The organism is Neomesorhizobium albiziae (genome assembly GCF_900114255.1).
GTDB lineage: Bacteria > Pseudomonadota > Alphaproteobacteria > Rhizobiales > Rhizobiaceae > Neomesorhizobium > Neomesorhizobium albiziae.
In genome coordinates, this window is sequence record NZ_FOSL01000023.1 from 53,438 (window position 1) to 66,873 (window position 13,436).

The 13,436-nt window shown below is 61.3% G+C and carries 14 protein-coding genes; 13 read left to right on the top strand and 1 reads right to left on the bottom strand.

Features of this window, described 5'->3' with window-relative positions:
* The first annotated feature begins 295 nt into the window (after positions 1-295).
* The 13 genes from F3H98_RS24910 (at position 296) to F3H98_RS24970 (ending at position 12,803) form a co-directional block, all read left to right on the top strand.
* The gene (locus F3H98_RS24910; protein ID WP_244621884.1) at positions 296-997 is read left to right on the top strand and encodes a FadR/GntR family transcriptional regulator; all 702 of its coding nucleotides are present in this window, start codon (positions 296-298) and stop codon (positions 995-997) included.
* The gene (locus tag F3H98_RS24915) at positions 994-2,181 is read left to right on the top strand and encodes a PLP-dependent transferase (RefSeq protein ID WP_149763037.1); all 1,188 of its coding nucleotides are present in this window, start codon (positions 994-996) and stop codon (positions 2,179-2,181) included. The genes F3H98_RS24910 and F3H98_RS24915 overlap by 4 nt, the downstream gene beginning before the upstream one ends.
* A gap of 27 nt (positions 2,182-2,208) precedes the next feature.
* Positions 2,209-3,486, top strand: a complete 1,278-nt coding sequence (locus F3H98_RS24920) for an ABC transporter substrate-binding protein (protein ID WP_149763038.1) — start codon at positions 2,209-2,211, stop codon at positions 3,484-3,486.
* 159 nt (positions 3,487-3,645) lie between these two features.
* Complete coding sequence (locus tag F3H98_RS24925) at positions 3,646-4,569, top strand: carbohydrate ABC transporter permease (RefSeq protein WP_149763039.1); 924 nt, start codon at positions 3,646-3,648, stop codon at positions 4,567-4,569.
* On the top strand, positions 4,569-5,417 hold the full coding sequence (locus F3H98_RS24930) for a carbohydrate ABC transporter permease (protein WP_149763040.1): 849 nt from the start codon (positions 4,569-4,571) through the stop codon (positions 5,415-5,417). The genes F3H98_RS24925 and F3H98_RS24930 overlap by 1 nt, the downstream gene beginning before the upstream one ends.
* Before the next feature lie 5 nt (positions 5,418-5,422).
* Complete coding sequence (locus F3H98_RS24935; protein WP_149763041.1) at positions 5,423-6,493, top strand: ABC transporter ATP-binding protein; 1,071 nt, start codon at positions 5,423-5,425, stop codon at positions 6,491-6,493.
* Positions 6,494-6,664: 171 nt separating this feature from the next.
* Positions 6,665-7,438, top strand: coding sequence for an amino acid ABC transporter substrate-binding protein (locus F3H98_RS24940; protein WP_149763042.1), 774 nt, complete (start codon positions 6,665-6,667; stop codon positions 7,436-7,438).
* A 71-nt stretch (positions 7,439-7,509) separates the two neighbouring features.
* Positions 7,510-8,190, top strand: a complete 681-nt coding sequence (locus F3H98_RS24945; RefSeq protein WP_149763043.1) for an ABC transporter permease subunit — start codon at positions 7,510-7,512, stop codon at positions 8,188-8,190.
* On the top strand, positions 8,187-8,933 hold the full coding sequence (locus tag F3H98_RS24950; RefSeq protein WP_149763044.1) for an amino acid ABC transporter ATP-binding protein: 747 nt from the start codon (positions 8,187-8,189) through the stop codon (positions 8,931-8,933). The genes F3H98_RS24945 and F3H98_RS24950 overlap by 4 nt, the downstream gene beginning before the upstream one ends.
* A 256-nt stretch (positions 8,934-9,189) precedes the next feature.
* Positions 9,190-9,804, top strand: a complete 615-nt coding sequence (locus tag F3H98_RS24955; RefSeq protein WP_188130551.1) for an SH3 domain-containing protein — start codon at positions 9,190-9,192, stop codon at positions 9,802-9,804.
* A 261-nt stretch (positions 9,805-10,065) separates the two neighbouring features.
* Positions 10,066-10,893, top strand: coding sequence for a type I methionyl aminopeptidase (map, locus tag F3H98_RS24960; RefSeq protein WP_149763046.1), 828 nt, complete (start codon positions 10,066-10,068; stop codon positions 10,891-10,893).
* A gap of 50 nt (positions 10,894-10,943) precedes the next feature.
* Positions 10,944-11,699 carry a RadC family protein gene (radC, locus tag F3H98_RS24965; RefSeq protein WP_149763047.1) on the top strand — a complete coding sequence of 252 codons (756 nt, stop codon included), beginning with the start codon at positions 10,944-10,946 and terminating at the stop codon, positions 11,697-11,699.
* A 279-nt stretch (positions 11,700-11,978) separates the two neighbouring features.
* On the top strand, positions 11,979-12,803 hold the full coding sequence (locus F3H98_RS24970) for an alpha/beta fold hydrolase (protein WP_149763048.1): 825 nt from the start codon (positions 11,979-11,981) through the stop codon (positions 12,801-12,803).
* A gap of 101 nt (positions 12,804-12,904) precedes the next feature.
* Here the strand turns inward: F3H98_RS24970 and F3H98_RS24975 are convergent, their stop codons facing one another.
* Positions 12,905-13,432 carry a hypothetical protein gene (locus F3H98_RS24975; protein ID WP_149763049.1) on the bottom strand — a complete coding sequence of 176 codons (528 nt, stop codon included), beginning with the start codon at positions 13,430-13,432 and terminating at the stop codon, positions 12,905-12,907.
* Positions 13,433-13,436: the final 4 nt, after the last annotated feature.

Here is a 13,436-nt window from a genome sequence, read left to right on the forward strand (position 1 = left end):
CGGTGCCGCGGCCCACGTTGTTTGTGCGGCCGTACTTTGCTTCGCACCCTAACACGAGAAAGCCCGCCATCGGCTAACGCTGACCGCTGCCGGTTTCGTCCCGGACATATGGACGCGTAACAGCGACAGGGGGTTGCCTAGGGCTTCCTGCCAAACAAGCCAAATGCCGCACGTTGCGGAACCGGTGGGAGAACCCCTTTGACAACCTCTCTCACTCGTGCTGAATTGGAACAATGGTCAGACCAATTAGATCGGTCACGTCTTGAGTTTAACGTCCCTTCCCCCGATCCACACGATGTCGCGCGACGACGCGGTGTTGAAGGCGTTGGTGGATTTCGTTGCCCACGAAAGCCTTGCGCCGGGCGATCGGCTGCCGACCGAGCGTATCCTTTCAGAACGGCTCAAGGTGAGCCGCACGACGGTGCGTGAGGCGTTGACGCGATGGGAAGGGCTCGGCCTTGTCGAGCGGCGACAAGGCAGCGGCACCTACCTGAAGGCTGCCGTGTCGCGCGACATGTTGCACCTGCCGCTGACGCTCGCTTCCGGCAATGATTTTCGCAGCCTGATGCACACTCTGGAAATCCGCCGTGGGCTCGAGGCGGAAGCTGCAGCACTTTGCGCAAAGCGGGCCGGGCCGTCCGAGCTCGCCTTCATCCGCGAAAAGCTCGAGGCGATGGAAGAAAGCTTCCACCGGCGCGACGGCATGTCATCTGAAGAAGACTGGGATTTCCACCAGGCGATCTACCAGGCATCGGGAAATCCGTTGTTTGCGCAGATTATCGCCGCCATGCACGAAATGTTCCACCGCTTTTGGGAGCACCCGCTCGGCGTCCACGATTTCGGCCACGCCAGCTTCCCCTATCACCGCACGATCTACGAACGCGTGGCCGCCCACGATGCCGAAGGCGCGCGTGCCGAAGCGCTGAAGCTCATCGCCACCGTCGAAGCCGATCTGAAACGCGGCGCCGCCAATCTGAACCTGCCAGGCCTGACATGAACGAACACCCGATCCGATCGGACCATGACTATCTCGCGGAAGCAGCGACCCTGCTCGCCCATGACGAGCCGTTTCCGGGCGGCGCCGTGGTGCCGCCGATCTACCAGACGTCGCTGTTCACCTTCGACAGTTATGCCGAAATGGCCGACACTTTCGCCGGGCGGCGGAAACAGCCGATCTATTCGCGCGGTGATAACCCGACGGTGATGGAGTTCGAGGCGCGTATTGCTGCACTCGAAGGCGCGGAAGCGGCGCGTGGCTTTTCCAGCGGCATGGCGGCGATCAGCGCGACGGTGCTCGCCTTCGTCGGCGCAGGTGAACGCATTGTCGCGGTGCGCAACTGCTACGGCGACGCCTACCGGCTGTTCGAACGCCTGCTGCCGCATCTCGGCATCAAGATCGATTACGTCGACGGCAGCGACCCGGATGCCGTCGCGGCAGCGCTACCCGGCGCGAAACTGCTCTATCTCGAGAGCCCGACATCCATGGTGTTCGACCTGCAGGACATCGGGCTTTACGCCAGAATGGCGCGCCAGCATGGAGCCATCACCACGATCGACAATTCCTGGGCTACTCCACTGTTCCAGAAGCCGATCGCCCACGGTATCGATCTCGTACTGCATTCGGCCTCGAAATATCTCGGCGGTCACAGCGATACCGTCGCCGGCGTCGTTGCAGGTTCGGCGGACCTCATCAAACAGATCAACGAACGCACCTATTCCTATCTCGGTGCTAAGCTTTCACCCTTCGAGGCATGGCTCTTGCTGCGCGGCCTCAGAACCCTGCCGTTGCGCCTGCCGCACCATATGCGCAGCGCTCTCACCATCGCCGAGCGGCTGAAGGACCATGTGAGCGTCGAGCGGGTGATCCATCCGGCCTGGTCGAACCATCCGGGCAAAGCGACGCTTGCCGGCTATTCCGGGCTGTTCTCCTTCGAGGTCAGCGAAGAAATCGACATTCCCGCGCTGGTGGATGAACTGAAACTTTTCCGCATCGGCGTCAGCTGGGGTGGTCACGAAAGCCTGGTGGTGCCTGCGCTCGCCTCGCTGCAGCAGACGCCGGACGCCAACTCAATCGGACGCTTCGGCGTCAGCCCGCGGCTTGTCCGGCTGCATGTCGGGCTGGAGCACGTCGAGGACCTCTGGACAGACCTTCAACAAGCGCTCGAACGAGCCAGAAAATAACGTCAACCAAAAAAATGGGAGAGTGACATGAGGACATACAAACTACTGCTCGCCGCAGCGGCGGGACTGGGCTTGCAGGCATCGGCAGCACTCGCCGATTCCACAATTAAGATGGTGGAGGTGATTACCAGCCCGCCGCGCACCGAGTTCATCAAGAAGCAGATCGCCGAGTTTGAGGCGGCAAATCCGGGCGTAAAGGTGGAACTCGTTTCTCTGCCATGGGGACAGGCCTTCGAAAAGTTCCTGACCATGGTGCAGGCAGGCGACACACCGGACATCGTGGAAATGCCGGAACGCTGGATGGCGCTCTACGGCAACAACGGCCAACTGGAGGATCTTGGGCCCTATATGGCCAACTGGCCGGATGTCGCGACGCTCGGCGAGCGCGCCAAGCAGTTCGGTTCGACCGTAGGCGGCAAGCAGTACATGATCCCCTACGGCTATTATCTGAAGGCGATGTTCTGGAACAAGAAGCTGTTCAAGGAAGCCGGCCTCGACCACGCGCCGGCGACGCTCGACGAATTCGTCTCATCCGCCAAGAAGATTTCCGCGATCCCCGGCAAATATGGCTACTGCCTGCGCGGCGGTCCTGGCGCCACCTTCGGCATGAACATGTTCATGAACATCGCCAACGGCAAAGGCGGCTATTTCAACGAAGACGGCACAGCGATCATCAATGAGCCGGGCTCCGTGAAAGGCCTCGAAATGCTGGCCGAGATGTACAAGGACGGCTCCGCGCCGAAGGATTCCGTGACCTGGGGCTTCAATGAGACCGTCACCGGCTTCTATTCCGGCACCTGCGCCATGCTCGACCAGGATCCGGACGCGTTGATCGGCGTTGCCGAGAAGATGAGCAAGGACGATTTCGCGGTAGCTCCCGTGCCGGCCGGTCCAAACGGCAAATCCTATCCGACGCTCGGTTATGCCGGCTGGGCGATGTTTGCCGATTCCGAGGTCAAGGAAGACAGCTGGAAGCTGATGGCTTCGCTGCTGTCGCCGAAGGCGAACATCGAATGGGCGAAAATGGTCGGCGTGCTGCCGATCCACAACGGCGCCGAACAGGACGCCTATTTCAAGTCGGAACAGTTCAAGGGCTGGTTCGACGAGTTGAACGGCGGGGACAAGTACGAATTCGTGACACCGCCGACGCATCTGGAAAACCTCGGCAATTTTGTCGACCAGATCGCCATCAAGGGCTTCCAGGAAGTGCTGCTTGGAAAGCGCGCAGCCAAGGAGGTTGCCGACGAATGGGCTGCCTACCTGACCAAGGAACAACAGGACTGGATGGCGGCGAACAAGAAGTAAGCGCCTGTTTTTCCTTCTCCCCGTTCACGGGGAGAAGGCGGCCCGATAGGGCCGGATGAGGGGCTGCTCTACTCGAAAAGCCCTGGTGCTGCCCCTCACTGTCCCGCCGGACATCTCTCCCCGTAAACGGGAGGGGGACGTAAATCGCGAGCGACCTCAATGACCTACGCCGTGTCAGAAATCAGAGCTCCGGGAAAGCCGCGCCGCAAGGGTTTTTCTTCTGCCGCGGTGGAGCCATGGCTTTATCTCAGCCCGGCCCTAGTGCTTCTGGTAACGGTGCTTCTGGTGCCGCTGATCGTCGGCATCGGCTACTCCTTCCGCAAGTTCTCCGCCTTCAAGTCGGAATTTGTGGGGCTCGGCCAATACAAGGCGATGCTCAGCGATGCGGTACTCGGCCAGGCGTTGATCAACACCGTGTGGTGGACCGTCGCCAGCCTGGTGCTGCAGTTCTTCCTCGGGTTGGGGCTGGCGCTGCTCCTCGACCGCCATTTCGTCGGCCGCCGCATCGTGCAGGCGGTGGTCTTCCTGCCCTGGGCGGTGCCGTCATTTCTCTCCGGCCTCACCTGGGGCTGGCTCTTCAATCCAATCGTCGGCCCCCTGCCCCACTGGCTTTACGCGCTGGGGCTGAAGGCCGAACCGACGAACATCCTTTCCGACCCCGCCACAGCCATGTGGGGACCGATCATCGCCAATGTCTGGTTCGGAATACCGTTTTTTGCGATCACTCTTCTCGCCGCGCTGAAGTCGATCCCGTCGGAACTGCATGAGGCTGCAGCGATCGACGGCGCCACGCCATGGCAGCGCTTCACCAAGGTGACATTGCCGTTCCTGGCGCCCACAATCGCCATCACCGTGATGCTGCGGACGATCTGGATCGCCACCTTCGCCGACCTGATCTACGTGATGACCGAAGGCGGACCTGCCGGCTCCACCAACACGGTTGCCACCTACATCTATGTCAGTGCGTTCAAGTCGCTGGACAAGGGTTACGCCTCGGCAATCGCCGTGCTGCTGCTCCTGCTGCTGATCCTCTACGCGGTGGTGCTGATCCGCATCCGCCGCTCACTGGTGGATTACGCCTGATGATCGCCGGCCGCTCCCTCACCTCACGCGTTGCCGGCGGCTTCGGCCTCTATCTGGCGATCGGCGCCTATGTGGTGTTTGCGCTGTTCCCATTGTTCTGGACGCTGAAGATTTCGGTGACGCCGCAGTCGCTGCTTTATTCCGAAGGCATCACCTTCTGGCCTTCAAAGGCGACATTCGAAAACTACGTCTCCGTGTTCAAGGCGACCGACTTTCCCCGCTATTTCCTCAACAGCGTCATCGTTTCGGTGACGACGGCCGCGATCGTCACCGTCATCGCTTCGGCCGCGGGGTATGCGATGTCGCGCTTTTCCTTCCGGGGCAAGACGGCGGTCGCACTGATGCTGCTTTTGACGCAGACCTTTCCGCTGGTGATGGTGATCCCGCCGATCTACCGCATCATGGCGCAGATCGGCCTCATCAACAGCCTGACCGGGCTGATCATCATCTACACCGCCTTCAACATCGCCTTCGCGACATTCCTGATGCAGTCTTTCTTCGACGGCATTCCGAAAGATCTCGAGGAGGCCGCGATGATCGACGGCTGCACGCGCCAGCAGGCGCTGAGGCGCATCATCATTCCACTGACGTTGCCGGGCATGGGCGCGACACTCGGCTTTGTCTTCACCGCCGCCTGGAGCGAACTTCTCTTCGCGCTGATGCTGATTTCGAGTGACGGACAGAAAACCTTCGCGGTCGGGCTCCTGACCTTCATCGGCAAGTTCGCGGTCGACTGGGGTCAGATGATGGCGGCCTCGATCCTGGCGTTGATCCCGGCCTGCCTCTTCTTCGCATTCCTGCAACGCTATCTCGTCACCGGCCTCACCGCCGGCGCCGTCAAAGGATAGGCTCGATGGCTTCGGTATCGCTCGAAAAAGTCCAGAAGAACTATGGCACGTTCAACGTGCTGCAGGCCGTCGACCTGGAAATCGCAGACGGCGAATTCGTCGTTCTGGTCGGGCCGTCCGGCTGTGGAAAGTCAACATTGTTGCGCATGATCGCCGGACTGGAGGAAGTTACCGCCGGCGAAATCCGCATCGGCGAACGGATCGTCAACGACGTGGCGCCGAAGGACCGCGACATTGCCATGGTGTTCCAGTCCTACGCGCTCTATCCGCATATGAATGTCGCCGACAATATGGGATTCAGTCTGACGTTACGGAAAACCGCAGGAAAAACGATCGGCGAGCGCGTCAACGGTGCGGCAAACCGGCTTGGCCTCGACAATTTTCTCGGCCGCCTGCCGCGCCAGCTCTCCGGCGGCCAGCGCCAGCGGGTTGCCATGGGCCGCGCCATCGTTCGCGACCCGAAAGTGTTCCTGTTCGATGAACCGCTCTCCAATCTCGACGCCAAGCTGCGCGTCCATATGCGCACCGAGATCAAGGCGCTGCACCAGCAACTGAAAACCACCTCGGTCTACGTCACTCACGACCAGACCGAAGCAATGACCATGGCCGACCGCATCGTCGTCATGCATGACGGCGTGGTGCAGCAGGTCGGCGCGCCGCTTGACCTCTACGACCTGCCGGCCAACATGTTCGTGGCCGGGTTCATCGGCTCGCCCGGCATGAATTTTCTGCCGGCCACGATCAGGCGGACAGACAGCGGAGCGCACGCGGTGCTCGCTGACGGGCAGAGCCTGCCGGTGCTCATTGATCTTCCCTTAAGCGATGGCGAGACGGTGACTGTCGGGCTGCGCCCCGAGCACATCAAACTCGCGGCAGAAGGCGGGCTTGCCGCCCAGGTAGAGGTTGTCGAGCCGCTCGGCCTTTCCACGCAATTCTACGCGCAAATGGCCGGCCAGCAGATCTGCGTCTTTGCGATGGGGCGCCTGGCGGTGTCGCCCGGCGACCAGGTCAAGCTGTCAGCCGAGGCGGGCGACCTTCATCTCTTCGATCCGAAGACTGGAGAGCGGATCGGTTAGATACTTATCCAGCGGGTTCAGGCAGCATGGATTCGCCGGCCATGAGAATGACATTCCCAAAACCTCTCATTCTCGAAAAATTTTTGCTTAGCCTTCGGCCTGCACATTTGCGACATTAGCGCCGTTGAATGATCGGCATTTCGCCGGACACGTTTCAGGATTCAAAAGACAATGAACTGGTTGAAATCGCTGCTCGTCGCAGGAACCGTGCAGGTCCTTGCCGTCACTTCGGCCTTTGCCGGAGCGAACCTCGAGCAAATCAAGTCGTCAGGCGTCTTCAAGATCGGTACGGAGGGCACCTACGCGCCCTTCACCTACCACGAGCCGGGCGGCGCTCTGGTCGGCTTCGACGTAGAGATCGGCCAGGAGATCGCCAAGCGGCTCGGCGTCAAGGCGGAATTCCTCGAAGGCAAATGGGACGGACTGATCGCCGGGCTCGATGCCAACCGCTATGACGCGGTCATCAACCAGGTCGGCATCACCGAGCAGCGCAGGCAGAAATACGATTTCTCCGATCCGTACATCGCTTCGAAAGCGGTGCTGATCGTGCGCGGCGACAATGAAGAGGTCAAAGGCTTCGCCGATCTCAAGGGCAAGAAGTCTGCCCAGTCGCTGACCAGCAACTTCGGCAAGATCGCCGAAAAGAATGGCGCCGAACTGGTCGGCACTGACGGTTTCGACCAGTCCATCCAGCTCGTGCTCAACGGCCGCGCCGACGCCACCATCAACGACAGCCTGTCCTTCCTCGACTTCAAGAAGCACAAGCCGGACGCCAATGTGAAGATCGCCGCGCAGGAGGAAAACGCCGATTATTCCGGCATCATCATCCGTAAGGGCGAACCGGAACTGCTCGAGGCGATCAACAAGGCGCTGGCAGAGATCAAGGCCGACGGCACCTATCAGAAAATCTCCGACAAATATTTCGGTCAGGACGTTTCGCAGTAAGATAACGACTGGAACTGCCGGGCGGATCGGCCGCAAGGCCGGTCCGCTTCTTTTGTCTGGAGACGCCTAAAGTGCCTCACTGGCTGCAATTGATGATCGAATCGCTCGGCCCGCTGTTGTGGGCCGCATTGATTTTTACGGCCCCCCTCACCCTATTGTCCTTCGTGCTGGGCCTTGCTCTCGGCCTCGCGGTGGCGCTGATCCGGCTGTTTGCCGCATGGCCGTTCACAGCGATCGCGCGCTTCTATGTCTGGATCATCCGCGGCACCCCGCTTCTGGTCCAGCTGTTTCTGATTTTCTACGGACTGCCAAGCGTCGGCATCGTGCTTGATGCCTTTCCGGCGGCACTGATCGGCTTCACCCTCAACATCGGCGCCTATTCCTCCGAAATCATACGCGCCGTCATTGCTTCGGTGCCGAAAGGGCAATGGGAAGCTGCCTATTCGATCGGCATGAACTGGCCGCAGGCCATGCGCAGGACTATCCTGCCGCAGGCAGCCCGTGTCGCCGTGCCGCCGCTTTCCAATACCTTCATCTCGCTGGTCAAGGATACATCGCTGGCCGCGGCGATAACGGTGCCGGAAATGTTCCAGGCCGCGCAACGTATCGTCGCCGCCACCTACGAACCGCTGATCCTTTATATCGAGGCGGCGCTCATCTATCTCGCACTGAGTTCCATCCTGTCGTCCCTGCAAGTCAGGCTCGAATCTCGCCTCAACCGCTATGGCGGGTTCCTGGAGGCGCGGGCATGATCGAGCTCACCGACATCGAAAAGCGCTTCGGCGACAACGTCGTCCTGCACGGCGTAAGCGCGCGCATTGCCGAAGGCAATGTGACGGCGCTCGTCGGCCCTTCCGGCGGCGGCAAGAGCACGCTTCTGAGGTGCATCAACCTGCTGGAAATCCCGACCTCGGGCACGGTTCGTATCGGCGAAGAAGCGCTGACCTTCCGTCCCGGCCACAAGGTCGGCTGGGCATCGGTGCAGAAATTGCGCCGCCAGACCGGCATGGTGTTCCAGAATTTCCAGCTTTTCCCGCACCGCACCGCCGTCGAGAATGTGATGGAAGGCTTGGTCACTGTTCTCAAATGGCCGAAGGAAAAAGCCCGTGAACGAGCGCTGGCGCTGCTCGAAAAGGTCGGCCTGGCGCACAAGGCCGATGCATGGCCGGCAACGCTCTCTGGCGGACAGCAGCAGCGCGTGGCGATCGCCCGGGCGCTGGCGCCTTCACCGCGTGTTCTGTTGTGCGATGAGCCTACGTCAGCGCTCGACCCGGAACTTTCCGGCGAGGTCGTGGATGTGCTGAGCCAACTCGCAAAGGAAGGCACCACGATGGTGATGGCCACGCACGACCTGCGGTTAGCGTCGAAAATCGCCAATGAAGTGGTCTTCCTGGAGGCCGGCGTGGTGGTCGAAACCGGGCCGGCTTCTGAAGTCTTCGGCAATCCCCAGCGCGAAAGAACCAAACGCTTCATCACCACGCTGACGCACCACTGAATCCGGTCTCATTCCCCTGGAGGCGTCAACCACGTCTTAAGCCTTCGCGGTCAGACTGAGGCGCATGGTCGGATTCGTTCTTCCAAAGCTCAGATGGCTGGTCATCGGCGCGGTGGCGGCCGGCGGCTGGGCTGTAACCCAGGAGCCTGTCAGCAAACGGCAGCAACGCCCCGCCGAACGGCCGGCGGCGGCGCGCAGCGTTGCGAAAGAGCGGCAGAGCGAGCCAGTCCGGCGGCAGCAGAGGCCGCAGAGCAGCATGCAGGCCACCGCGTCTGCCGACCGACCCCAAGCGGCAATACCCGAGCCGCGGCCCTCGAAACAACTCACAACCAGTTCGATCAAGCGGCCCGACAAGCCCGTCGCGCAGCCGTACTACACCAAATCACGTGTCCGGCTTCGCGAAGCAATGGGCACTAACGCGCGAGTCATCACATGGCTTGAACAGGGCGAGCAGGCGACCGTGCTGGAGAGCTCTGGCAAATGGCGCCGCGTCACAGTGGCCGGCCGCAAGGGCTGGGTCCATGGCGATTATCTGCAATTGCCGGATCCGGATGCGCCGCGCCCGCAGGCGCCGGTAGCGAAAACTGTCCCAGCCAAAGCCGTGGGGCCGGTTCCCGCAGCCAAACCGAAACAGCCAGTCGTTGCCGCCAGGCGGGAAAAAGAACCGGGCCTGTCTGCGAAACCGCTGGAGTCCTTGGCGCCCGCCATCAGCAAACCGCTCGCCGGGTTGTTGCAATCGAAACGCCCGGCTCGCCAGGCGCAGCGCGGCGACTGCCAGTGCCCCTACGATCTGATGATCAACGGCAAGGAGTGTGGCGACCGCAGCGCTTACGTCATGCGCGGGCGGGCCAACGAGCAGTGCTACCTCTGATATTGCGGGCGTTCGAAGCCGGATTTCGCGACTGAAACCGCTGGAAAGGGCCAGCGGAGGCTTCGTTTGGCATGTTAAGGGTTGAAGCCTACTGCATAATTCCTTAAATCGGAGTCGATTTAAGTGTAAAATCATGCAGCAATTCAAGTGCTACAGCGACCTTTGCGCGTCTGAAAGACGCGCGGCGCTGTAGACGATCCGGTGCCAAATCAGGGCGTGCTCGCGCCGAATTGGCGTCACGCCGAAACTCTGGACACCGACATGGTCACCTATCTCGACGCCGCCACCGCTCCGCTCCGCAATACCGGGCAGATTCGCCTCTATGGCGAGGATGCGTTTGCAGGCATGCGCAAGGCCTGCGACCTGACCGCCCGTTGCCTTGACGAACTGGCTGGCATGGTGAAGCCCGGTGTCACCACAGAGGCAATCGACCGTTTCGTCTTCGAATTCGGCATGGATCACGGCGCCCTGCCCGCCACGCTGAACTATCGCGGCTACACGAAGTCGTCCTGCACATCGATCAACCATGTCGTCTGCCACGGCATTCCCGACCAGAAACCATTGAAGGAGGGCGACGTTGTCAATATCGACGTCACCTACATCCTCGACGGCTGGCACGGCGATTCCAGCCGCATGTATCCGGTCGGCCAGATCAAGCGCGCCGCCGAGCGCCTGCTGGAAGTCACCCACGAATGCCTGATGCGCGGCGTCGCCGCGGTGCGTCCCGGCGCCCGCACCGGCGCCATCGGCGCGGCCATCCAGGCCTTCGCAGAGGCGGAGCGCTGCTCGGTGGTGCGCGATTTCTGCGGCCATGGCGTCGGCCAGCTTTTCCACGACGCACCGAACATCCTTCACTATGGCAGCGCCGGCGAAGGCGTCGAAATGCGGCCAGGAATGATCTTCACCATCGAGCCGATGATCAATCTGGGCCGCCCACACGTGAAGGTGCTGTCCGACGGCTGGACCGCAGTCACCCGGGACCGCTCGCTGTCGGCCCAGTACGAACACACGGTCGGTGTCACCTCGACCGGCTGCGAAATTTTCACACTCTCGCCCAAGGGGCTCGACCGACCCGGCCTGCCAGCCTAATATTTGACGCGCTGCGCGAGCAGCGGGGCGGATACGGGGTTTCAGGCACCATGGACGAAGGGGCCGACGACGAACGCGGCTTTCTGGGCGAGCAGCCAATCAAAGCTTTGCGGAAAGCCAGGATTTCCGCTGAAAAGCCGCACTATTCAGGCCATCGGCAGCGGTTGCGCGAGCGTTTTCGCGAAGCCGGACCCGGCGCGTTGTCGGATTATGAAATCCTCGAAATGCTGCTCTTTCGCTCGATCCCGCGAGCCGACACCAAGGAGCGCGCCAAGGCGCTGCTGAAACGCTTTGGCTCACTCGCCGAAGTGTTGGGCGCGCCGGAACAACTGATCCGCGAGTTGCCCGACATCGGCGAGGCTGCAGCCCTCGACCTGAAGGTGGTGGCGGCGGCGGCGCAACGCATGGCGCGCGGCGCGATCCAGGGCCGCGAGATTCTCGCCTCATGGACACAGGTGCTGGACTATTGCCGGGCGTCTATGGCGTTTGAACAGCGCGAGCAGTTCCGCATCCTCTTCCTCGACAAGAAAAACACGCTGATTGCCGACGAGGTTCAGCAGACTGGCACGGTCGACCATACGCCGGTCTACCCGCGCGAGGTGGTGCGGCGCGCGCTGGAACTCTCCTCAACCGCGATCATCCTCGTGCACAATCATCCATCCGGCGATCCGACGCCGTCGCGCGCTGATATCGAGATGACCAAAACGATCATCAACACGGCAAAGCCGCTCGGCATTGCCGTCCACGATCACATCATTATCGGCAAGAACGGCCACGCCAGCATGAAGGGTTTGCTGCTGATTTAGGTCATATCGCCAGCCGGCATCCCATGGGCGCCCAGTCTTTCGGCCTGGTCCGGGCATCATTCTCAGCCGAACGTCTCCCTTCCATGGCTATCCCATCGTCATTAATGTTCTTGCGATCTCATTCAACCGAGCATCCCAAGCCGGCAAGCAGTCCCTGACAGAGGCGCGCTCAATGCCGAATGCTCGAACTCTTCGCAGCGGTCAGAGCAGGTTTTCTGGTCGCGGCGGTTAATTCTGACGTCAACTCCCAATCGAAACGTGAGCAAAGGAGACAAGACGATGGGCATGATCACCACCAAAGACGGCACCGAGATCTTCTACAAGGACTGGGGTCAGGGCCAACCGATCGTGTTTCACCACGGCTGGCCGCTCAGTGCGGACGATTGGGACAATCAGATGCTGTACTTCCTGGACAAGGGCTACCGCGTTATTGCCCACGACCGGCGCGGGCACGGCCGCTCCACCCAAACCGCGACCGGCAACGAGATGGATACTTATGCCGATGACGTGGCGGCCCTTGCCGCAGTGCTCGACCTCAAGGGAGCGGTCCACATTGGCCACTCCACCGGCGGCGGCGAGGTGGCTCACTATGTGGCCCGAGCCCAGCCCGAACGTGTTGCCAAGGCCGTGCTGATCGGTGCTGTGCCGCCGATCATGGTCAAGTCCGACAAGAACCCGGGCGGGTTGCCGATTGAGGTGTTCGACGGGTTTCGTGCCGCGCTGGCCGCCAACCGGGCGCAGTTCTACATCGACGTGCCTGCAGGCCCGTTTTACGGATTCAACCGGCCAGGCGCCAAAATCTCGCAGGGCGTCATCGACAATTGGTGGCGGCAAGGCATGATGGGCGGCACCAAGGCCCACTACGACTGCATCAAGGCGTTCTCGGAAACCGACTTCACGGAGGACCTGAAGAAGATCGACGTGCCGGTGCTGGTCATGCATGGCGACGACGACCAGATCGTGCCCTACGCCGACTCCGCGCCGCTGTCGGCGAAGCTGCTGAAAAACGGTACGCTGAAGACCTACAAAGGCCTCCCACACGGCATGTGCACAACCCATCCAGAGATCATCAATCCGGACCTCCTGGCGTTCATCAGGAGCTGATGCCGCTTAGATGCAAGGTGGCGCGACGCGCCTGCGCCACCTGACGCTTGTTCGCTCTCATCAAAGAGCGATTGCGGCGTTGCCTACGGGAGGCAAGCAATTTATGGCGGGTCGATACCGCATATGGCGGCGAGTTGCGCTACGATTTCGCCGATGCCGGCGAGGCTGAAAACAGCCTCGCCGGTTCCGGAAAAGAAGCCATTGTTCCAGGAAAGTCGCAACCGCTTGGCGCCGAGCAGGCGCGCCACTCCATTCCCGCCCTCAAGATTCAGGCTGCTATTCCTGCTGCCTAGGCGCCAGATCTCGGAAGTCTGGCTGCCATCTACCCTGACTGTCAGCTGAACGTTGCCGGTACCGGACAACGAATCGCGCAGCCGCACCGACTGCTTCCAACCGGAAGGCAGACAGCCGATTGTGAGCCTAGGGTGATATTCGATCGAGCGGTTGCCGGTGCTTAGAGTGTTGTTGCTGAGCAGCGACGCTTCCCCGCCTCCCCCAGCGCCCCTGCTTGTCTGCCAACGACCGATATCCGCAAGCGCGATCGAAGACCCCATTGCAAGGCCGGAGATCGTCAGCAGACAAATGATGGATTTGACCCAACCCCTCCGAACCATCTCCTCCTCGCGCACGCTC